Source organism: Candidatus Enterococcus murrayae, assembly GCF_017315985.1.
GTDB lineage: Bacteria > Bacillota > Bacilli > Lactobacillales > Enterococcaceae > Enterococcus_A > Enterococcus_A murrayae.
In genome coordinates this window covers 19329-39998 of the sequence record NZ_JAFLVR010000024.1, presented here as the reverse complement: position 1 = coordinate 39998, position 20670 = coordinate 19329, and the positions used below count along the sequence as shown (strand labels likewise).

At 39.0% G+C, this 20670-nt stretch carries 23 protein-coding genes; 1 reads left to right on the top strand and 22 read right to left on the bottom strand.

What is annotated here, in order from left to right; translation table 11 throughout:
- Positions 1–20: 20 nt before the first annotated feature.
- From ftsA to JZO85_RS10915, 10 genes are all read right to left on the bottom strand, one after another.
- Positions 21–1346, bottom strand: coding sequence for a cell division protein FtsA (gene ftsA, locus JZO85_RS10960; protein WP_207108566.1), 1326 nt, complete (start codon positions 1344–1346; stop codon positions 21–23).
- Between the two features lie 165 nt (positions 1347–1511).
- Positions 1512–2612, bottom strand: coding sequence for a cell division protein FtsQ/DivIB (locus JZO85_RS10955; protein WP_207108565.1), 1101 nt, complete (start codon positions 2610–2612; stop codon positions 1512–1514).
- A gap of 9 nt (positions 2613–2621) precedes the next feature.
- Entirely contained in the window at positions 2622–3713 is a 1092-nt protein-coding gene (murG, locus tag JZO85_RS10950; RefSeq protein ID WP_207108564.1) for an undecaprenyldiphospho-muramoylpentapeptide beta-N-acetylglucosaminyltransferase, read from the bottom strand.
- A gap of 9 nt (positions 3714–3722) precedes the next feature.
- The gene (gene murD, locus JZO85_RS10945; protein WP_207108563.1) at positions 3723–5087 is read right to left on the bottom strand and encodes a UDP-N-acetylmuramoyl-L-alanine--D-glutamate ligase; all 1365 of its coding nucleotides are present in this window, start codon (positions 5085–5087) and stop codon (positions 3723–3725) included.
- A 14-nt stretch (positions 5088–5101) separates the two neighbouring features.
- Positions 5102–6064 (bottom strand): phospho-N-acetylmuramoyl-pentapeptide-transferase, encoded by a 963-nt coding sequence (mraY, locus tag JZO85_RS10940; protein WP_207108562.1) that lies wholly within the window; start codon positions 6062–6064, stop codon positions 5102–5104.
- A 15-nt stretch (positions 6065–6079) separates the two neighbouring features.
- Positions 6080–8269, bottom strand: coding sequence for a penicillin-binding transpeptidase domain-containing protein (locus JZO85_RS10935; RefSeq protein WP_207108561.1), 2190 nt, complete (start codon positions 8267–8269; stop codon positions 6080–6082).
- Positions 8270–8647 carry a cell division protein FtsL gene (ftsL, locus tag JZO85_RS10930; RefSeq protein ID WP_207108560.1) on the bottom strand — a complete coding sequence of 126 codons (378 nt, stop codon included), beginning with the start codon at positions 8645–8647 and terminating at the stop codon, positions 8270–8272. It lies immediately after the preceding gene.
- Positions 8648–8652: 5 nt separating this feature from the next.
- Positions 8653–9606 (bottom strand): 16S rRNA (cytosine(1402)-N(4))-methyltransferase RsmH, encoded by a 954-nt coding sequence (rsmH, locus tag JZO85_RS10925; protein WP_207108559.1) that lies wholly within the window; start codon positions 9604–9606, stop codon positions 8653–8655.
- Between the two features lie 15 nt (positions 9607–9621).
- Positions 9622–10053 (bottom strand): division/cell wall cluster transcriptional repressor MraZ, encoded by a 432-nt coding sequence (gene mraZ, locus JZO85_RS10920; RefSeq protein WP_207108558.1) that lies wholly within the window; start codon positions 10051–10053, stop codon positions 9622–9624.
- A gap of 168 nt (positions 10054–10221) precedes the next feature.
- On the bottom strand, positions 10222–10593 hold the full coding sequence (locus JZO85_RS10915; RefSeq protein WP_207108557.1) for a DUF3397 domain-containing protein: 372 nt from the start codon (positions 10591–10593) through the stop codon (positions 10222–10224).
- Positions 10594–10820: 227 nt separating this feature from the next.
- Between JZO85_RS10915 and JZO85_RS10910 the strand changes: the two genes are divergently transcribed.
- A complete protein-coding gene (locus tag JZO85_RS10910; RefSeq protein WP_088933054.1) occupies positions 10821–10937 on the top strand; it encodes a DUF4044 domain-containing protein in 117 nt (38 codons plus the stop codon).
- A 26-nt stretch (positions 10938–10963) separates the two neighbouring features.
- Here JZO85_RS10910 and recN read toward each other — a convergent pair whose 3' ends face one another.
- The 12 genes from recN to JZO85_RS10850 form a co-directional block, all read right to left on the bottom strand.
- On the bottom strand, positions 10964–12634 hold the full coding sequence (recN, locus tag JZO85_RS10905; RefSeq protein WP_207108556.1) for a DNA repair protein RecN: 1671 nt from the start codon (positions 12632–12634) through the stop codon (positions 10964–10966).
- 31 nt (positions 12635–12665) lie between these two features.
- Positions 12666–13124, bottom strand: coding sequence for an arginine repressor (locus tag JZO85_RS10900; protein ID WP_207108555.1), 459 nt, complete (start codon positions 13122–13124; stop codon positions 12666–12668).
- 19 nt (positions 13125–13143) lie between these two features.
- Entirely contained in the window at positions 13144–13959 is an 816-nt protein-coding gene (locus JZO85_RS10895; protein ID WP_207108554.1) for a TlyA family RNA methyltransferase, read from the bottom strand.
- A gap of 44 nt (positions 13960–14003) precedes the next feature.
- Positions 14004–14888: a polyprenyl synthetase family protein gene (locus JZO85_RS10890; RefSeq protein ID WP_207108553.1), complete on the bottom strand. Its 885-nt coding sequence runs from the start codon at positions 14886–14888 to the stop codon at positions 14004–14006.
- A complete protein-coding gene (locus JZO85_RS10885; protein WP_207108552.1) occupies positions 14889–15110 on the bottom strand; it encodes an exodeoxyribonuclease VII small subunit in 222 nt (73 codons plus the stop codon).
- Positions 15110–16444, bottom strand: a complete 1335-nt coding sequence (xseA, locus tag JZO85_RS10880; protein ID WP_207108551.1) for an exodeoxyribonuclease VII large subunit — start codon at positions 16442–16444, stop codon at positions 15110–15112. The genes JZO85_RS10885 and xseA overlap by 1 nt, the downstream gene beginning before the upstream one ends.
- A gap of 15 nt (positions 16445–16459) precedes the next feature.
- Positions 16460–17317: a bifunctional methylenetetrahydrofolate dehydrogenase/methenyltetrahydrofolate cyclohydrolase gene (locus JZO85_RS10875; protein WP_207108550.1), complete on the bottom strand. Its 858-nt coding sequence runs from the start codon at positions 17315–17317 to the stop codon at positions 16460–16462.
- Positions 17318–17376: 59 nt separating this feature from the next.
- Positions 17377–17835: a transcription antitermination factor NusB gene (nusB, locus tag JZO85_RS10870; RefSeq protein WP_207108549.1), complete on the bottom strand. Its 459-nt coding sequence runs from the start codon at positions 17833–17835 to the stop codon at positions 17377–17379.
- The gene (locus JZO85_RS10865; RefSeq protein WP_207108548.1) at positions 17828–18253 is read right to left on the bottom strand and encodes an Asp23/Gls24 family envelope stress response protein; all 426 of its coding nucleotides are present in this window, start codon (positions 18251–18253) and stop codon (positions 17828–17830) included. Before JZO85_RS10865 ends, nusB begins: the two co-directional genes overlap by 8 nt.
- Positions 18254–18422: 169 nt before the next feature.
- On the bottom strand, positions 18423–18980 hold the full coding sequence (gene efp, locus JZO85_RS10860; protein ID WP_207108547.1) for an elongation factor P: 558 nt from the start codon (positions 18978–18980) through the stop codon (positions 18423–18425).
- A 233-nt stretch (positions 18981–19213) separates the two neighbouring features.
- On the bottom strand, positions 19214–20278 hold the full coding sequence (locus tag JZO85_RS10855) for a M24 family metallopeptidase (protein WP_207108546.1): 1065 nt from the start codon (positions 20276–20278) through the stop codon (positions 19214–19216).
- Positions 20279–20408: 130 nt separating this feature from the next.
- Entirely contained in the window at positions 20409–20645 is a 237-nt protein-coding gene (locus JZO85_RS10850; protein ID WP_242550331.1) for a GlsB/YeaQ/YmgE family stress response membrane protein, read from the bottom strand.
- Positions 20646–20670: the final 25 nt, after the last annotated feature.

Here is a 20670-nt window from a genome sequence, read left to right as displayed (position 1 = left end):
TTTTCTATTCCTCCTACAAATTAGTCAAAAATATTAGAGAAGAAGTCTTTAATCTTCCCGGTAACTTTTTCTTCATTTTTTGGTTTTGTTTCTTCTTCGTAATCATTCGCTGCTTCGTAATCGTCATATACAGGTGCCGTAGAAACAGCATTTGGTTGTGGTGAAGCAGATAAAGATACCTTTTCCCCTGTTACAGCCGATTTTGCCAAATGATAAACATCGCTTAATTCGGCTGAGTAATTGACGATACTAATGACATTTGTAAAGACTGGATTTCTCAAACCCATTTGATTTGGGACGTGCAGTTTTACTGTCGTTCCAAAAATATCTTCAGCCAAGTCAACGACACCTGGCAAGCTTGCTGCACCACCGGTCAGTACAACACCGCCTGGTAAATCAAGTGCTTCGATTTCATCTAGTGCTTCTTTGGCTTTACGGAAAATCTGTTCTAAACGTGCTTCAATAATCTCAGCAAGATAGCGTTCATCAACTTTAACTGGATCAGTTTTTCCAATCACATCAACCGGAAAATCTTCATCCGCTGATGTTCTGCTTGGGTATGCATCTCCATAATTGATTTTTAACGCCTCTGCATTGTTGAATGACGTATTTAGAACAATCGAAATATCCTTAGTAACAAACTCTCCGCCCTCTTGGTCCACGTGAGTGAATTTTAGTTGCTTGTCGTGCATAACTGAGGTCGTTGTTTGCCCGCCACCCATATCAATTACGATCGTACCAAAATCTTTTTCGCCATCAGATAGGATAGACTCAGTTAAGGCTAAGGAAGTGATTACTGTTTCAGCAACAGTTAATCCCGCTTTTTCAACACATTTTGTAATGTTATGAATGATGGTCTTAGGCCCTGTAAATACTAATCCGAACATTTCAAGACGAACACCAATCATTCCTCGTGGATCTTTGATTCCTTCAAAACCATCAACGGTAAATTCTTGAGGCAATAGTGCAACTATTTGTCTTTCAGGAGGAACCGAACGAACCATTGCTGCTGAAGCGACATTACGAACATCATCATCCATAATCTCTTTTGATTCATTGTTCACAGCAATCATACCCTGACAAGGCTCAACTTCTAATAAGTTGGCAGGCAGTCCTACGCTGACACTTTTAATCTGAATCCCAGCTTTTTCCTCGGCCTGTTTTACTGCTCGTTGAATCGCCTGTACTGTTTTATCGATGTCTACGATAATCCCACGATTGATTCCTTCTGATTTTGCGTTTCCAACACCAATGATATTCATTTGGCTATCGATGTACTCGGCTACAACAACTTTTATCGATGTTGTCCCGATATCAAGGCCTACATACATTCCTGCTTTTGCCATGAATGGGATTCCCTCCTATTTTCAAATAAATGCTTTATTCAGATTTTATATTTTAAGTTACTGTTAAGCATGAAATATAATTTTTTGCAAGTAATTCACTGCCTTCAATTTTAACACATTTTGCCCAGAATGAAAAAGAAGATTCAACATTTTCTTGTAATAAATTTAATCATTTCCAACTGGCGTTTCAGATTGATCTATTGAGTCTTGTGTCGAATCCTCCGTAGCCGAATTTTCATTATAAGGATAGCTGTATATTCCTGCTTCCATATCGACTACACCTTTGATCTCCTTATCATTCATTTCCTTAGCGATCTGAGGATAATATTTCATTTTACTTCCTAAATCCCTGATGCTTATTAAAACCTTATTCCCATCATTCATGAAAATTTCCAATAATTCTTTATTTTCACTTGTAGGGGCATATTTTATCTGAGAAATACCCTGTTTGACTTCTTCGGTTAACTTTTTATAGCCTTCTAAAACTTTTAAGATTCTTTTTGAGCCAGTAAAGTTTTCTAAAATAGGCAACTCGCCATCACTTTTCTCAACTTCGATCGGAATGATCTTTCCGTTTGATATCACAGGAGAATATTTTCCATTACTTTCCAAATAAGCAACTTCCGGATATTCCTTAACCTGAACCTCGAAATGATTGAAACCATCAATATGGACTTCGGCATTTTCAATTTGAAGCTCTTGTCTCTTTAAATTTTTCACATTATCTTTGCGATCGAAATATTGACTCCACAGATTATCCCCAACAGTAAAATTGAGTTCTTTCTTTATTATCTCCGCCGAAATTTTTTCATTACCTTTTACACTCACTCCGCCTAACTTACCTAAGGGTGATATGTAATACAATAGTAATATTGCGGGAATCGAAAATAATCCAATTAAAATCGACGATCGTCTTACGAGACGTCGATTTCGTTCATGTTTAATATTTGGCAGTCGCTCTAAAAAAGAGCCGTTTTTTGGTCCTTTGACAGGTTCTTCTTCATCTTTCTCCACACCATTTTCAGCAGTTGGCAAATCCTCAAAATCCGTCTCTTCATTTTTATCATCAGCAGGTTCACTAGTGTTTGATATCTCTACCAATTGTTCAGAAGTATTAGACGGTATTTCAGGTTCGCCATTTTCAAGAGCCTTTTGTTTCAGATACTCCATATTTGCCAATTGCCAAGGAGTTAAATTTTCCTGCTTCGGCTTATCTTCTTGTTCTTTATTTTCTTCTGGAAACTCTTCACGACTAATGATCCTCACCTCCTAAAATTATTTGACGATTTCGTTGACCAGCAGCCACAGGCGCTCTGCTGCATCTGGTATGCCTTCTTGACGTGATGCTTTCGCCATTATCTCTCTTTTTTCCGAATCTTTCATGATCTCATCTACTGCATTCACTAAATTTTCACCCGTCAAATCAGCATCTGCAATCATTCTGACAGCACCCGCGTTCACAAGGCTTTGAGCATTTTTGGTTTGATGATCATTCGTCACATAAGGACTCGGAATTAAAATAGCCGGCAAACCTAAAGCAGTGAATTCTGCAATCGACGTTGCTCCAGCACGTCCAATCAATAAATCAACATTAGCCATAACATCTGTCATATTTTTAATATACGGTTGAAGCGAAAGATTGCGACTAATTTTTCCTACATCAAATTTTTCTGATATCTCGTTATAATAACGATCACCTGATGCATATAACACTTGATATTCTTTTTGAGAAAATTGTGGTAACGCCTGAATAACTGCTTGATTTATTTTAAGCGCACCTTGACTGCCTCCAAAAATCAGAACGGTAGGAACATCAGGCAACAAACCGTACTGCTCTAAAACATCTGATTTACCGCTAGTCACAACCTCTTGTGCTCGTGGATTTCCTACCAAAACGGTTTTAGCTTCTGGAAAATATTGTTTCGCATCAGGAAAACAGATACCTATTTTATCAGCAAAATGACTTAAAAACTTATTCGTAATCCCTGGAACGCTATTTTGTTCATGAACAATCGTCGGTATTTTCATCCTCGCTGCTGCATATACCACTGATCCAGAGACATACCCCCCGGTTCCAATTACAACATCAGGTTGGAACTCTCGCAAGATTTCCTTTGAGCGTCTGATGCTCTCAATGAAGAGTTGAACTGTTTTTAAATTATCCAGCGAAAGTTTCCGTTTGAATCCCTGAATTTTGATCGTTTTAAAAGAGATGCCTGTTTCAGGCACGATTTTATTTTCCAATCCCCGATGTGTTCCAACATATAGAAATTCAGAATCAGGTTGGATTTTTTGGACGTAGCGGATGAATGCTAAGGCTGGATAAATATGTCCGCCCGTGCCACCGCCTGTAACAAGTATTCTCATTTCATTTCCCTACTTTTCTAATTGCTTCACAGCATTCATAAATTTATCACCGCGAATTTCAAAGTTTGGATATTGATCCCAACTTGCATTGGCGGGAGACAATAAGATGCTATCGCCAATGTCGCTTTGTTCATAGGCCAATGGAACAGCCGTTTCAACATTCGATGTCAAAATGATCGTTTGAACGCCGGCTCGTCTTGCTGTTTCAGCAAGCTTCTCTTTTGTTTCACCAAATAGAATAAGTGCCTTGACACCCTCAAGAGATGGAATCAATTCATCAAACCCATTCCCACGATCTAATCCACCGGCTAATAGAATCAAACGCTCATTGTCAAAGCCGCTTAACGCCATTTCAGTTGCTAAGCTATTGGTAGCTTTTGAATCATTGTAAAACTTCCGTCCATTGATCGTATCCACATATTGCGTTCGATGAGGAACACCGTGAAAATTGCTTAATGCCGCCCGTATTCCTTCACTAGTAACACCCTTCAATTTTGCCACGACAATCGCTGCTAAAGCATTCTCAATATTATGAGCTCCGGGCACTCCTAGTTCAGAAGCATCCATGATTTTTTCTTCCTTATAATATAGTACGCCCTTTTCTAAATAAGCTCCGTCAGCCAACTTTTCCTTTGTTGAAAAAGGAACGACCTGTGCGTTTGTTCGTTGACTCATCTGTTGCAATTCTTTAGAATTCCAGTTTAAGACTAAATAATCATCAGCAGTCATGTTCTCTTGAATGGCCCATTTAGCCGCCACATAATTTTCACGAGTCTTATGATAGTCTAGATGTGCTTCATAAATGTTTGTAATAACCGCAATCTGGGGTTTGAAATCTCTAATGCCCATTAGTTGAAAGCTTGAAAGTTCCATAACGATATCATCATCTGCTGTAGCTTTAGCAGCCACTTCGCTACCAGGGAAGCCAATGTTACCAGCCAAATGTGCTTTACCTGTTGCTCTTTCTTGATTCAACAATAGACCGATCATGGTCGTTGTTGTCGTCTTACCATTCGTTCCAGTGATACCAACGATTGGACATTCTGCGACTTGATAAGCCAACTCCACTTCGGTCAAAATTGGGATGTTCAATTCTTCAGCTTTCGCTACTAAAGGATTGTCATAAGGGATACCAGGGTTTTTTACCATTAACGAAAAATCTTCATCTAATAGTTCAATTGGATGATGTCCGGTGATCACACGTACACCTTGCTCCAATAATCCTTGAGCCTCTGGATTTTCTTCAAAGGGCTTTCCGTCATTTACCGTAACAAGTGCGCCCAAGTCATTCAATAACTTGGCCGCACTAAATCCACTCTTCGCTAATCCTAATACTAATACTTTTTCGTTTTCATATTGTTTAATTTGCTTCATTTCCTAGTCATCTCCTACAGTACGATCAATAAAACAATGATGGATGCAATGAGTCCAATTGCCCAAAACACCGTATCCACTTTCCATTCCGACCAGCCTGACATCTCAAAATGGTGATGCAATGGTGACATTTTAAAAACACGTTTCCCTGTCATTTTAAAGGAAGTGACTTGAATAATCACGCTTGCTGTTTCAAAAATGTAAACCAAGCCAACTAACAATAAAGTCCACTCTTGATGTAATACAATCGAAACGGCTGCTAACAGCCCGCCTAAAGCAAGAGAACCGACATCTCCCATGAAAATTTTCGCTGGCTTTTTATTATAGGGAAAGAAACCAACTAGTCCGCCCATTACAGCCAAGCACACGATTAGAACTTCATACTGTTGCTGCTTCCATGCGATGATACCATAAGCTGCAAAAGAAATGGTGCCTAAGCCTGATACCAACCCATCAATACCATCAGTCAAATTTACCGCATTTGAAAAACCGACCAACCAAAAAATCACGAATAGGCCATACACAATGTTTAACGGCAAATTAATGCCGAAGAAGTTTAAGGTGTTTGGATAACCTTCCATTCGATAGATGATATAAAAAACAATAGCCACAACAACTTGCGCAATAAATTTCTGTTTCGAAGTCAGACCTTCGTTTTGTTTTTTTGATAATTTGATAAAATCATCTAAAAACCCAATGATTCCATATAGTAATAATACAAACACTAAAATGAATAGCGAAGTCGTCATTTGATGTGTCCAAAGACTAAACCAAATTGCAGTGATCACCGCAGCAGCTAAAAATCCTAAACCTCCCATTGTAGGAGTTCCTGCTTTGGAATTATGCCATTTTGGACCTTCATCACGAATTTCTTGTCCTTGTTTCTTCATTCTAAAATAGCCGATTATAAAAGGCATGCCTGCAACAGTAATCGCGAAACTACTGGCAAAAGCGATAAAAAGTTGTGCCGGTTGCATTTTTTTCTCTCCAGTCTAACCTAACGTAATTTTCAATTTCTTTTTCGATACTTCTACATAAGGAGCAATACTTTGCTTCGTGCAATAGCCATCTCCTTTAAAGCTGACATCAATATCTAGCAAATTTGCTAGTTTTAAAATATCTGCCTTTGACCAGCCGCGAACATCCGGCATTTCTTTCTTACCATCTGTCAACAATATCAAATGTTCATTTGCCATAACCTTCTCGCCTGGTTTCGCAGATTGTTTTATAATCTTATCTCCGTTCCCGACTACTACCGCTGATACTCCGCGTTTATTAGCATCTGCCGCAGCTTTAGAAGTGGTAAGATTACGGTAGTCTTCCACAGTAACCTTAGTGTTACTTTCTTCATCAGCAGAATCCGTTTCATTATTTTGAAAGTCCATAGCACGACTTAATAGCGGATTTGCAATTTCACCCATAATTCCCTCTTTATTTTCTTGAGGTTGCTTCAATGTTAAATACAAAATGTATTCAGGATCCTCTGAAGGAACCATTAATGCAATTGAATAAATATAGGCTGTTTCACCTGTTAAATATCTGCCATTCTCTGCAATTTGTGCTGTACCTGTTTTGGCAGAAATATGATATCCAGGTACTTTGTATTGATCGTAAGCAGAGCCATAGTTTTCACTCTCAACGGTATCCCGCATATATTCACGAACTTTTTGAGCAGTTTCAGCCGTTATTGGTTCGCCAACTACCTCTGGTCTTGTAACGATTTCTTTACCTGTATTAGGATTAGAAACTTTTTCGATATAATGAGGCTGTAGCATTTTTCCATCATTTGCTACGGCTGTAAAACCGCGCATCATTTGAAAATTCGTTACCCCTATTGCTTGTCCATACGAACTCATTGCTTGGTCAACAATATTACTTGTCGGCAATGTTCCTTTAGATTCACCTGGCAGGCCAGAATAAGTACTTTGACCAAAACCAAATCGTTTTACATATTCGGGCCATCGATCACCCAATCGTTCTTCTAGCTTAACCATTCCTACGTTACTAGACCAAGATAATGCCTGACGCATCGTCAAAATTCCTTTTTTTCCTAAATCCCAGTCATTGATAGTTGCATCAGCTACTTGAATTTTACCTGACACATAGCTTTCATTTTCATTAAAGACACCTTCATTGACTGCTGCAGATGTGGTAAAAACTTTCATTGTCGACCCTGGCTCATAGCTATCTTCTATTAGAAAATTCCGCCATGCATCAGATTCGCCTAAACCTTCTTTGGTCTCAGGATTAAATGTTGGTCGTTGAGACATAGCGAGAATATCTCCTGTCTTTGCCTGCATCAGCATTGCAGTCATTTCAGTAGGCTTCGCTTCTGAATTGACTTTATCCATTAAAGTTTCCAAATAACCTTGCAGTCCTGCGTCTAGGGTAGTATAGATATCTTCACCATCTACTGCCTTTTTTTCTTCAGCGACGCTGCCCGGAATAGGACGTTGATTTTCATCTTTTTGATAGACTATCTTACCGTCTTTCCCTTTTAGGACATCATCGTAGGCCGCTTCGACACCCATCATCCCAATTAAATTTTCTTTCTTATCCGGTTGGGCATATCCGATGAAATGAGAGGCAAAGTTTCCATTAGGATACATTCGATCAGTATGATCTGTGAAATAAAGTCCTTTTACTTTAGCCTTTTTCATCGCATCCTCGATATTTTGTTTTGTCTCTTCAGAAATGTTTTTCCCTTTATTACCAAACTCAACTTGATAATACCTACTTGTTCCATCACTATTTACGCCGCTTTTCAGAGTTTTTAATGCTGATTTTTCTTTAATGCCTAAATACTTATGTAAGATAGAAGCTAATTCATCAAAATTTTTCTCTTGGGCATAAAGCTTTTCTTCTCCTGAAACATAGCTTTCTGAAAGAATCGCATATACTGAATAAGAAGTTGCATCTTCTGCAATGACCTCTCCATTACGATCATAGATTGTACCTCGCTTAGCTTTGACAACCTCACCACCATGATAAAGTTCTTCAGTCTTAGCTTTTAACGAAGTCCCTGCAACATGACCGCCCGCCACTACATAAATCATGCGAACGGCAAATAAAAAGAACAATCCAATACTCGTAGCAAACAAAATAACGCCTACTTTTTTGCGATTGTTCATCGGAGTCAAATTCTTTTTTCGGATTTTTCTTTTTAGCCTTTTAAAGCTCATCTACTTCACTTTCCTTAAATTCGCATCATTGATCGAAAGTCCTGCTTTTTCAGCAATTTCTTTAAGACGATCTGAACGAGACAATTCACTTTTTTCTTGTTGCAATTGTGTCGCTGTCTTTTCTTTCGCATCAATATCAGTTTGAATACTAGTAATCTCGTTTTGGGTTTTGCTGATCTCATTACGGTAATTGACCATCACAATCGATAATCCAATCAACATTACTAAGAAGGCTAACACGGCAAATTTTTCCACTCGTGTAATTTTCTTTAAGCGATCTCCCGGAGAAACGAAGACTTTGAAAGAATCTGGCGTTTGATGAATCTCTTCTTGCTGAGAATCAAAGTGAAACTGTTGATTATTATTTAATTCTGCCATAATTCCTATCCTTTCTTCGCTTTCTCAGCGATCCGCAATTTTGCACTTCTCGCCCTATTATTCTCATATAATTCCTCATCTGAAGGAACAATCGGCTTGCGATTAACCAGCTTTAATACCGGCTGGAATTCTTCTGGTACTATGGGTAAGCCTGGCGGCATATCCTTAGGTGTACTGAATTCTTTAAATATTGTTTTTACGATTCGATCTTCTAATGAATGGAAAGTAATCACACTCACTCTGCCTTCGACAGCCAAAATATCAATCGCTTGTTCCAAAGAACTTTCAATTGCACCAAGCTCATCATTCACAGCAATACGTATAGCTTGAAAGACACGTTTGGCAGGGTGACCACCCTTACGACGTGCTGGAGCAGGAATAGCTTCTTTGATCACATCCACAAGTTCCCCTGTCGTTTCAATCGGTTTATCTGCACGCTTACGTTCGATTAAACGTGCAATTTGTTTAGAAAATTTTTCTTCCCCATAGCGAAAGAAAATTTTTACTAATTCATGGTAAGAATAATCATTGACAATTTGATACGCGCTCAACGGAGCATCTTGATCCATTCGCATATCTAGCGGAGCATCTTGATGATAGCTGAATCCACGCTCTGCTTCGTCAAGTTGCGGCGAAGAAACTCCTAAATCGTATAAAATTCCGTCAACTGCTGTAATGCCTAAACGATTTAATTCTGTCGCAAGATCTCTAAAGTTCGCTTTAACAAAGGTCACTTGATTCTTATCGACATATTCGGCTAAACGAATTTTCGCATGATTGATTGCTTTTTGATCTTGATCAAAAGCGTAAAGATGTCCATCTGAGCTCAGCTGACTCAGTAAGTATTCACTGTGACCAGCTCCGCCTAATGTACAATCAACATAAATACCGTTTGGTTTGATTGCTAGACCATCAACTGTCTCGCGTAGCAAAACGGTTGTATGTTGAAAGTCTGTCATTGATAATCCTCTTCTCTAAAATCCAAAATCGACCATTGTCTCTGCAATGTCATCAAAACTAGCTTCTGTTTCTTTTGTAAAATCATTCCATCGTGCTTGATCCCAAATTTCAATGCGATTCGCTACACCAATGATCACACATTCTTTTTCAATAGACGCATGATTGCGTAGTGACACTGGTATATTAATTCGCCCTTGTTTATCAATTTCACACTCGGTAGCTGCGGAGTAAAAGAAACGAACAAACGCCCGCGCATCTTTCTTAGAGAGTGGCATGTCATTCAGCTTTGTTTCTAGTTGGTTCCATTCGGTTAAAGGGTAACCGAATAGGCACCCATCCATCCCGCGGGTGACAACAAACTTCTCGCCTAATTGTTCACGTAGCTTTGATGGAACGATCAATCGTCCTTTTGCATCAATGTTATGTTGAAATTCGCCCATGAACATCTAGACTCCACCCCTTTTTACCACCGCATGAGATTAGTCTACCACAATCCCCCACAATCTACCACACTTTACAAAAAACAAAAATAACAGTTTCCTGACCTTTCCTAACCATACCGTATTAGCAGGAAATAAGGTGGTAATAAAGAGTTTTTTTAAAGTTTTTTTCAATTATAAGGCATTAATAATGCTCGCGATAATCAAAATAAAATAGACTAAAACCGATAGTAAAAACGTTAAGCGCCAAAACATTTTAAAGAAACGCCCATACATGATTTCGCGATACCGATAGGCTTGAAAAACAACCACACTAATGCCCAATAATAAAATAGTTAGTAAAAAATATGGTAAAATCGAAAACGAGCTGATACTTTTTGATATTTCGTGCATTCCCACAATTAAAAATGGCACAGTAATATCTGGCGTTTTCAAATTGAAGCGTTGTTTTAATTTGAAAGTTGTTATGATATAATCAGACGCTAAAAAGACGATAATTGGAAAAATGTACCATAACAATAAAATTGGTGAAAATGATGCCAACAAACACAGTCCTTCCTCTTCAAACTACTACCCTCACTATACTGCATTATCGTTACATTCGTGTTTCAATTCATTTAAAATATAAAGGATTTAGTAAGTTTTAACAATTGAATTCGCGATATTGTCACGAAAAGATTTCTTAGTATTTTTTAAAAGTTTTTTCAGTTATTTGCGGAGTTCAAAAAAATGAAGTATGATGAATTTGAATTTTTTTTGAGGATGGTGACGGTATGAATAAAAAAAAATCCACGAGTACTTTTTCTAAAGTTACCAAAGTTGTTATTTGGACCATGTTAATTTTAACAATTGGTTCATTAGTTTTGAGCAGTCTACTAAGTATTATGTAAGCAAATAGGCGGAGCAGCAGCTCCGCCTATTTTTTAGCTAATTGCAATAATTCCTTTGCATGTCTGACTGTCAATTCCGTGATTTCAGCACCTGCCAGCATGCGAGCTATTTCTTCAGTACGATCTTTTTCTGTTAGTTCTTCCACTCTTGTCAGCGTTCTACCATTCACCACTTCTTTGCGAATAAATAATTGGTGATCTGCCTTCGCTGCTACTTGGGGCAAATGGGTAATACAAAGCGCTTGCGAATTTTTACCAATTTGATAAATTTTATCTGCGATTGCCTGAGCCACTCGGCCACTTACACCTGTATCCACCTCATCAAATACGATACTCGTCAACCCTTGAGTTTTTGAAAAAATTGTCTTCAAAGCTAACATTACACGTGAGATTTCTCCACCTGAAGCTACCTTGACTAAGGGCTTCAAAGGTTCACCAGGATTTGTCGTTATGTAGAATTCTACCTCGTCAATTCCCTCAGCTGCAAAAATGATTTCCTTGAACGTCACTTCAAAACGAGCATTTTCCATATACAAGTCTTTTAACTCATTTTGGATAGCCGCCTCTAATTTTTTTGCCATCTTTTTTCGTGCTGCTTGTAACTTCATAGCTAATTTCTGTAGCTTTTCTTCCTTTACAATTAAATCTTTTTCTAGTTTTTCAAGTTTATCTCCAGAAAAATCTGAATCTAAAAGCTCTTGGCTGATTTTATCAAAATAACTCAAGATATCCTCAATTGAATCGCCGTATTTTCTTTTCAATTGATGAATCAATTCTAAACGTTCATTGACCAAATCTAGCCGTTCCTCATCTAATTCCAACATATCCAGTTGACGACCGATTTCACTGACCGCGTCTTGTAATAAGTAATAGGCACTGTGAACATTATCAGAGATATTTTCATAATCCTTGTCCAAAGAAGCAATTGTTTGAAGCTCTTGACTGGCTGAACCAATCACATCTAGCGAACTTGTCTCTTCGTTAGTCATAGCCTGATAGCTGTATGAAAGACTATCAACAATTTTTTGATAATTTGTCAGTTTTTCCCGTTCTTCAACTAGCCGCTCTTCCTCGCCAAGGGCTAGTTCCGCATTGCCGATTTCTTCCTGCTGAAATGTTAGCATATCAATCCGTTGAACAAAGGATTGTTCATTCTGTTTGAACTTTTTGACTTGTTTTACTAACGTGATATAGCTTTGGTAGGCTGTTTGATAAGTGGCTTTCAATTCTTGAAAATCAGCCGCACCAAAACTGTCTAAAAGTCGTAAATGAGATTCCGGATGCATCAATTCTTGATGATCATTTTGTCCTTGAATATCGACTAAGAATTGTCCAATCCGTCGCAGATTTGCTAAAGTCACGATTCTGCCGTTTACTCGTGATACACTCTTTCCTGATATGTTCAAATCTCTTTGAACAATCAGTCCTGCTTCGTCAACTTCGATCCCAAGCTCCTCCATTAATAATTGAAACTCTTGCTGCTTAGGTAAATCAAATAGACCTTCCACTAAGCATTTATCACTGCCCTGTCGAATGTATTCGATTGATGAACGTGCTCCGGCCAGCAAGCTGACCGCATCAATAATAATTGATTTCCCAGCACCAGTCTCCCCAGTTAAAGCTGTCATTCCATCAGTAAAGCCCAAATGCAACGAAGAAATGATCGCAAAATTTTTAATTGTCAGTTCTTGTAACATTTTTTTCATATTCTCCTTTTAATGAGACATACTAATTATTCTGACTTTTCTCAGCGATATCCTGTTGGATACGTATGGCATCTTCCTCAGTCAATGCTATCATCAAAACGCTGTCATCATCATTCAAAGTCGTAAATAAACTTTTCATGAATTGCTTTTCTAATAAATTTGCACATGCTGAGGCATTTCCCGGTAATGTCTTTACGTTGATGAATTTTTCCATTTGATTGACAGAGATTACCGCCTCTTTTAAAAGATCAGCTAATTTTTCATTCACATCTTCTTGTTCTTTACGCGGTATACTGTAGCGATAGCCGCCATTTTGTGCAGGTACTTTTATCAATTTCATTTCCTTAATATCCCGTGAAATTGTCGCTTGAGTTACCGTTACACCTTGCTGCGCAAGAATTTCAACAAAGTCCTCTTGCTTTTTCACATCATACTCACTCAATAACTGGGTAATAATACGGTGTCGTTCTTTTTTACGCATCTCTTCTCCTCCCGATTGATTATTTGTCTAGTTGTTGATGTGCCTCTGTCACAACCATTTCTAAATTGATTTCTGGATTTAACACACCTGTCTCCGCTACTTTTTTTAAATGAGCTAAAAACTCAATATTTCCTTCACCACCAGTGATTGGAGAATACGTTAACTCCTGCACGTCAAAGCCATGTGCTGCAGCAAAATCGGTGATTTCTTCTAACACCATCAAATGCGTTTTAGGGTCTTTAATAATGCCTTTTTTCCCGACATACTCTTTTCCAGCTTCGAATTGCGGCTTGATCAATGCAACGACATCACCATTCTCTGTTAAAATTTCATGTAATGGTGGTAAAATCAGTTTTAAAGAGATGAAGGAAACATCAATTGTTGCAAAATTTGGCTGTCCTTGATCAAAGTCGGCTAATTTAGCATAACGAAAGTTCGTCCTTTCCATTACTACGACCCGCTCATCTTGACGTAATTTCCATGCTAATTGGTTATAGCCAACATCTAGGGCGTAGCTTAACTTTGCTCCATTTTGCAACGCAACATCCGTAAATCCCCCTGTAGAAGAACCGATATCAAGCAAAATTTTTTGATCGATAGCTACATCGAAATTTTTCAAAGCTTTCTCCAATTTTAGGCCACCACGAGAAACATACGCTAAACTTTGCCCTTTAACTTGTAAACTCGTCTCAATTGAAATTTTTTCACCAGGCTTGTCTAATCGTTCGTTTTTTTGATCATAAACTAAACCGGCCATTACGGCGCGTTTTGCTTTCTCTCTAGTTTCAAAAAGTCCCTGGTTAAACGCTAACACATCGACACGTTCTTTTTTCATGCTGTCCCCTACTTCTTAAATAGATTTAGTCTTCATTCGACATATTACTTTTTCAAGGCAAAAAGCGCTAGTAATTCTTCGAAAATTTTAGGTTGAAATTGGGCTGCTTTCGTTAATTGCTGAATCACAATTTCAGCTTGTCCTAATTCCTCAGCTAGTGCCTGCTTCGCTCCTTCAATCCCCAGCAAAGCTGGATAAGTGCTTTTATCCGACTTTTCATCCTGACCAACTTGTTTCCCTAATTCTTCGGTGGTACTTACGACATCTAGTAGGTCGTCTCGAATCTGAAAAGCTAATCCAACATGTTTCCCAAGCTTTTCAAGAAGCCCAATCACATACTCAGGCTGATCTGCTAAGATTCCTCCTGCTACAAAAGCATACGTCAAGAGAGCCCCTGTTTTCCCACGGTGGATTGCTTTCAGTGCATTCAGCGGGACATGCTTATTTTCCGCTTCCATATCGCCAGCTTGTCCTGCTACCATCCCCCCGATACCTGCAGCCTTCGCTAAAAGCTGTATCAAAAGTACATTTTCTGCTGGACTTAATGTTGTCTCACTAATTAATTGAAAAGCTCCAGTTAAAAGACCATCGCCTGCTAAAATAGCTAGAGCCTCTCCATAAACCTTATGATTAGTTGGCTTTCCACGACGTAAATCATCATTATCCATTGCCGGGAGATCATCATGAATCAATGAATACGTGTGAATCATCTCAAGAGCTCCAGCCGTTTGATGGACCGGAGGCGTCAATTCTTTCCGAAAAGCCGACACAGTAGACAAAACTATCAATGGACGGATTCTTTTTCCTCCTGCCTCAATTGAATAGAGCATGCTTTTTTTTAAATCATCATGAATAGTATAAGTATTGATAAAATCAATGATTTCTTTTTCAACTTTAGGTAGTTCTTCAGCAGAAAGCTGCTGCAGCATTTAAGCTTCCTCCTCACTTGTAAAAGGCACTTCTTCATCTTCACTCATCATTTTAGTCAACGTTTTTTCTGCTTTAGTTAATGTATCTTGGCATTGCTTGCTCAGGACCATTCCTTTTTGAAAGGCCTCTAGCGCTTCTTCCAATGGTACATCACCACGTTCTAATTGTGTTACGATCGTTTCTAATTGTGCGATTGATTCTTCAAAGGTTGTATTTTCCATTATTTTGTCCCTTCTTCAATTTCTAAGATTGATGCTTTTGCAATACCATCAGCAAAATGCACCGTCATTTCTTTTTTCTTTAAATCCTTTACCGACCGAATTACATGATCGTCTTGAGTCGTATAGGTAAAACCGCGCCCCATCGTTTTCAGTGGACTCAGTAAATCAAGTGATGTGATTGCTTGTTGTAATCGGCGGTGTTGATTCTCTAAATAGCCTTGCATTTGCTGCTGCAGGCGTTCCTGCAAATAGTCCATTTGCTGTTGAGTCTGTTTGACACGATTGATGGGGTTCGCTTGAGCCAATCGGCTGCTATACTGCATCAATTCCCGTTCTCGTTGACTAACTAGGACCGTCATATTCTGCTGCAGCTGCTGGGTCAATCGATCTAATTGAACACTTTGAGCTTCATACAAACGAGTAGGTTGCCTGAAAATATAGGATTGCTGCAGGCGTTCAAAACGTGCTTTTTTACGCTGCAACTGATGTAAGAAGGCTTGTTCTAAACGTGCTTGCTTTTCTTTAATTCGTAAAATTTCTTCTGATAAAACAGGCACTGCCAGTTCAGCTGCAGCTGTCGGTGTTGCTGCTCGTACATCTGCGACTAAATCAGCAATCGTCGTATCCGTTTCATGTCCTACTGAAGAAATGATCGGTATCGGAGAGGCCGCAATTGCTCGAGCTACGATTTCTTCATTGAATGGCCACAGGTCTTCGATTGATCCGCCACCCCGTCCAATAATCATAGTATCAAAATCTAAGGCTTCTGCCTTATGAATGTTTTTGACAATATCAGCAGCAGCTTTGTCTCCTTGCACTAATGTTGGAAAAAGAACCAGCTGGGTGATGGGATATCGACGTTTCACGGTGGTGATAATATCTCGAATGACGGCACCGCTGGGACTTGTAATCACCGCAATCCGCTTTGGATAGCGTGGAAGAGATCTCTTTGGTTGCGAGAATAGCCCTTCTTTATTCAGTTTCTCTCGCAATTCAGCAAGAGCCTGATACAAAGCGCCTACACCGTCCGGTTCCATGTGATCAATATAAATTTGATAATTCCCGCTGGCTTCATATAAAGCTACGCGACCAACTACCAAAACCTTCATCCCTTCTTTTGGTGTAAATTTCAGTTTTTGAAAGGCACCTTTGAACATGATGGCACTAATCTTTGAGCGTTCATCTTTCAAGCTGAAATATTGATGACTATTCGCCCGCATACGAAAATTCGATATTTCTCCGGTCAAATAGACCCTCTCTAAATAGGGGTCTACGTCGAATTTCCGTTTTATATACTTGTTTAAAGCACTGACAGTCAGATACTCTTGTGTCATTTAAACACCTCTCTGCTATTCGTGGTCCAATACTTGCCGTTCGCAGCAGTCTACTGTTTGCTGCATTAGCATTGTAATGGTCATTGGTCCTACCCCACCTGGAACAGGTGTGATATAACTGGCAATTGGTTCGACTTCATCAAATTTCACGTCGCCGATTAGTTTACCTTCTTCATTGCTATTCATCCCAACATCAATTACGACTGCCCCTGGTTTTATAAACTCTTTCGTAACGAAATGACCTTTGCCGATTGCTACAACTAAAATATCTGCTTTGCTAGCAACGTTTGCCAGATCTTCCGTTTTCGAATGAGTCAACGTCACCGTTGCATCCGCTCCTAAAAGCAAGATCGCCATTGGTTTGCCGACGATATTACTGCGTCCAATCACAACTGCTTGTTTCCCAGCTAATGGAATATCGTATTCTTCAAACATTTTCATAATACCGTATGGTGTACAAGGAATTGTATGCGGCATTCCCGCGAATAATCTTCCCATGTTCATTGGATGGAATCCGTCAACATCTTTTAATGGATTGATTGCAAGCAAAACCTTCTCTTCATCAATATGATCCGGTAATGGCAACTGTACTAAAATTCCATGGAATTCATTTGATTTATTGAAGTGTTCAATTTCCTTAATCAAATCAGCCTCTGTGATCGCTTCGGGATAGCGTTTTACTTCAGAATGAATCCCAATCTTTTTGGCTGCACGTTCCTTATTTCTCACATATATTTGACTAGCAGGGTTTTCTCCAACCAGTAACACGACCAATCCTGGATGAATCCCTTTCGCTGCTAATGTTTCAACTTGTTTAGCTGTTTCTTGCTGAAGTTTTTCTGCCAATTCTTTTCCATTAATAATTTGTGCCATTTTTTATTCCCCACTTCTTTCCCTATATAGTTTAAATGAAGCTGGGAAAAATAGCTTCATCAGCTATTTGCCCCAGCTTCATCGATCTCTTTCATTACATTAGATAAGATACCATTGACGAACTTTCTTGATTGGTCATCACTGAAAGTTTTAGCCAATTCGATCGCTTCATTTAGAACCACTCGATTGGGTACTTGAGTATTGTACAGCATCTCGTAGATTCCTAGCCGCAAGATAATCAAATCCATTTTTGCAATTCGTTGAATCGACCAGTTAGAACGTAAATGCTTTTGAATAATCTCATCTAGCTCTGTTTGGTGTTCCACGACTCCCCCAACTATTTCATCAAGATAGACAGGAACAAAGGCTTCTTCGTCTTCACTGACGAATTCTTGCTGGTCAATACTTAATGCGTGGTTAATGGCATCCTTTTTGGTTAAATCCTGATTGAAGTCTAACGGGAATAGTGCCTGTAAGGCTTTTTCCCGAATCTCATGACGTGATAATTCTTTACTCATTATTTTCCTCTTCATCATTGAATAATTCTTCTAGGGTCGGTTGTTCTAATTTTTCAGCTACAACGCCTACTACATGGATGTTTACTTCGCTCAACGCTAAATCAGTCATAAATAAAACTTGCTGTTTTACACGTTCTTGCATAGCCATTGCTACTTTCGGTACAGAAGTGCCGTAATCAAAATAAGAATAGATATCGACTTTCAATCCGTCTTCATCATTTTTAAGATAAACACCTTTTCCATGAGCGGCTTTACCAAGCAGTTCAGTCACATTGCTTGCTAGAGAACCACGCATACCATAAACACCGTCCACTTTAGAAGCTGCGATTCCAATAATTACTTCAATCACTTCTGGTGCAATGATAATTTCACCGAGTTCAGGACTTTCGCCTAAAACTAAATTTTTTTCATCTGCCATCTTACTCTCTCCTTATTCCTCCAATGTACTTATTTTTCCTTATAAAAAAACAAGTCTGATGTTCATGTATCGCCCGAATAGAGATCACTCCATCGATTAGCTCTAAGAATAATACTAATTCTTTTATATTTAAACGCCACATACTGCTAGTCCATAAAAACTGAACCTTTTATGCTCGAGATACGTAACTGCCATCTTGAGTATTGACGATCAGCTTGTCTCCCTGATTCACGAAGAATGGTACATTGACTGTCAAACCTGTTTCCATCACAGCTGGCTTTGAACCGCCTGATGAGGTATCTCCTTTAATGTTTGGTTCTGTTTCCGCAACTTCTAATGTTACAGTGTTTGGAAGATCCACTCCTAAAACTTCGTTCCCATACATAATAACGGTTAATTCTGTGTTTTCTAATACGTAAAGCATTTCTTCTGCTACTTGCTGCTTAGGCATTTCGATTTGTTCGTAGCTTTGCATATCCATGAACACGTAGTTATCGCCATCATCATAAAGATATTGCATTTTTTTATTGTCAATTTGAGCTTTCGCAACTTTTTCACCCGCACGGAACGTTTTTTCTTGCATAGCTCCAGTACGCAGATTTTTGAGTTTTGAACGAACGAAGGCCGCACCTTTACCTGGTTTCACATGTTGGAAATCGACTACACGCCAAATGCCGCCGTCCACCTCGATAGTTAAACCAGTTTTAAAATCGTTTACTGAAATCATGATACTTCCTCCTAATTCAATGAAAGGAAATCAATTATTATTCTACTATTATATAGAAAGAATAGAAATATTAATTCCCTGCATATTGCCCATCTTTGCAGATTTGGTTCTAGTTTATCATTTCTTGTTTACTTACGCTACCTCTACCCAATTACGGCTTGTTCTTTTTAATGAAACTATTTTTAAAGCATCCCCTACTCTAATCTTGCTAAAATATATAGGGAAACTGATACTTATAAAATGATGAGTTCCTTCGGTGAATGCGTCAAAATTCGATTGCCTTCAGCTAAAATCACCAAATCATCTTCAATCCGAACACCGCCAAGACCAGCTAAGTAAATTCCCGGCTCGTCAGTAATGATATTGCCGACTTCTAGTGGCTCACCGTTGGATTGACTAACATTCGGCCCTTCATGAATTTCCATTCCAATACCATGCCCGGTAGAATGTCCAAAAGCCTCGCCATAGCCAGCTTCAGTAATAAAATCTCGAGCTGCCGCATCTAATTGTGCACCAGTTACTCCGGCCTGAGCCACTTCGATAACTTTTTGCTGCGCTTCTAAAACGATTTGATAAATGTCTTTTAACTGTTGTTCTGGCTCCCCTATTGCAAAAGTACGTGTGATATCCGATACATATCCTTGATATACACAACCAAAATCCAGTGTAATCAAATCGCCGTGCTCAATTTTTTTACTGCTGGCGACGCCATGAGGTAAAGCTGATCGAACACCGCTAGCAACGATCGTATCAAACGATGTGCCTGATGCCCCAAGTGAGCGCATAAAGAAGTCCAATTGATTTGCTACCTCAATTTCCGTCATTCCCGGACGAATCATCTTTAGGACATGCTCGAATCCTTCATCAGCTATCGCACAAGCCTTTTCAATGATGGCAATTTCTCCCGGATCCTTCTGTTCCCGCAACTTTTCAATGAAACCGCTGGCCGGTGCCAGCTCTGCGTCAATTGCTTCTTCAAAAACAGAATACTCAGCATAGGTCATGAAGGCGTCCTCAAATCCAAGAACGCTGATGCCCTCGCTTTCCATCAGTCTGATGATTTCTCCTATGGTATCTCCTTGATGTTGAATAATCGTCATTCCTTGAACTTGCTCATTAGCTTGTTCGATATAACGAAAATCAGTAATAAAGAACGCTCTTTCTAATGTAATAAATGCTAAACCGGCTGTTCCAGTAAAGTTTGTTAAATAGCGCAAGTTCGCCGGACTTGTTACTAAGTACGCATCAATTACTTCTTTTTTCATTAATCTACGTAAATTTTCCATTCGTTTTATCATTCTTATCACCCACAGTCCATTATAACAAAGTCTTTCAAAAAGCTGAACGAACACGACTAGAAAAACAAAAATCTCTGCTTTTAAACTAAAAAAAGGCAGAAGCTGATTTTCAGCCTCTGCAAACTACTTCTTATCGTCGTCCTGTGAAAAATGAAACAACCGCTACCACTACGACTGCACCTAAGATTGACGGTACTAATGCCATTCCTGCTAAGTGCGGCCCCCAGTGACCAAAAATTGCTTGACCTATATAGGAACCTGCTAGGCCTGCAATAATATTAAAGATGCAGCCCATCTGCTTGCCGCGGCCAGAAAGACTGCCGCCGATCGCTCCAATCACAGCACCTACTATTAACGTCCAAATCATCATTATCCCTCCATTTTTAGTGTAG

Bases quoted from the DNA above. Each gene is read 5' to 3' on its own strand.
- ftsA (WP_207108566.1), bottom strand. From the start codon at position 1,346: ATGGCAAAAGCAGGAATGTATGTAGGCCTTGATATCGGGACAACATCG.
- murG (WP_207108564.1), bottom strand. From the start codon at position 3,713: ATGAGAATACTTGTTACAGGCGGTGGCACGGGCGGACATATTTATCCA.
- murD (WP_207108563.1), bottom strand. From the start codon at position 5,087: ATGAAGCAAATTAAACAATATGAAAACGAAAAAGTATTAGTATTAGGA.
- mraY (WP_207108562.1), bottom strand. From the start codon at position 6,064: ATGCAACCGGCACAACTTTTTATCGCTTTTGCCAGTAGTTTCGCGATT.
- JZO85_RS10935 (WP_207108561.1), bottom strand. From the start codon at position 8,269: ATGAGCTTTAAAAGGCTAAAAAGAAAAATCCGAAAAAAGAATTTGACT.
- ftsL (WP_207108560.1), bottom strand. From the start codon at position 8,647: ATGGCAGAATTAAATAATAATCAACAGTTTCACTTTGATTCTCAGCAA.
- rsmH (WP_207108559.1), bottom strand. From the start codon at position 9,606: ATGACAGACTTTCAACATACAACCGTTTTGCTACGCGAGACAGTTGAT.
- mraZ (WP_207108558.1), bottom strand. From the start codon at position 10,053: ATGTTCATGGGCGAATTTCAACATAACATTGATGCAAAAGGACGATTG.
- JZO85_RS10910 (WP_088933054.1), top strand. From the start codon at position 10,821: ATGAATAAAAAAAAATCCACGAGTACTTTTTCTAAAGTTACCAAAGTT.
- recN (WP_207108556.1), bottom strand. From the start codon at position 12,634: ATGTTACAAGAACTGACAATTAAAAATTTTGCGATCATTTCTTCGTTG.
- JZO85_RS10900 (WP_207108555.1), bottom strand. From the start codon at position 13,124: ATGCGTAAAAAAGAACGACACCGTATTATTACCCAGTTATTGAGTGAG.
- JZO85_RS10895 (WP_207108554.1), bottom strand. From the start codon at position 13,959: ATGAAAAAAGAACGTGTCGATGTGTTAGCGTTTAACCAGGGACTTTTT.
- JZO85_RS10890 (WP_207108553.1), bottom strand. From the start codon at position 14,888: ATGCTGCAGCAGCTTTCTGCTGAAGAACTACCTAAAGTTGAAAAAGAA.
- JZO85_RS10885 (WP_207108552.1), bottom strand. From the start codon at position 15,110: ATGGAAAATACAACCTTTGAAGAATCAATCGCACAATTAGAAACGATC.
- xseA (WP_207108551.1), bottom strand. From the start codon at position 16,444: ATGACACAAGAGTATCTGACTGTCAGTGCTTTAAACAAGTATATAAAA.
- JZO85_RS10875 (WP_207108550.1), bottom strand. From the start codon at position 17,317: ATGGCACAAATTATTAATGGAAAAGAATTGGCAGAAAAACTTCAGCAA.
- nusB (WP_207108549.1), bottom strand. From the start codon at position 17,835: ATGAGTAAAGAATTATCACGTCATGAGATTCGGGAAAAAGCCTTACAG.
- JZO85_RS10865 (WP_207108548.1), bottom strand. From the start codon at position 18,253: ATGGCAGATGAAAAAAATTTAGTTTTAGGCGAAAGTCCTGAACTCGGT.
- efp (WP_207108547.1), bottom strand. From the start codon at position 18,980: ATGATTTCAGTAAACGATTTTAAAACTGGTTTAACTATCGAGGTGGAC.
- JZO85_RS10855 (WP_207108546.1), bottom strand. From the start codon at position 20,278: ATGATAAAACGAATGGAAAATTTACGTAGATTAATGAAAAAAGAAGTA.
- JZO85_RS10850 (WP_242550331.1), bottom strand. From the start codon at position 20,645: ATGATTTGGACGTTAATAGTAGGTGCTGTGATTGGAGCGATCGGCGGC.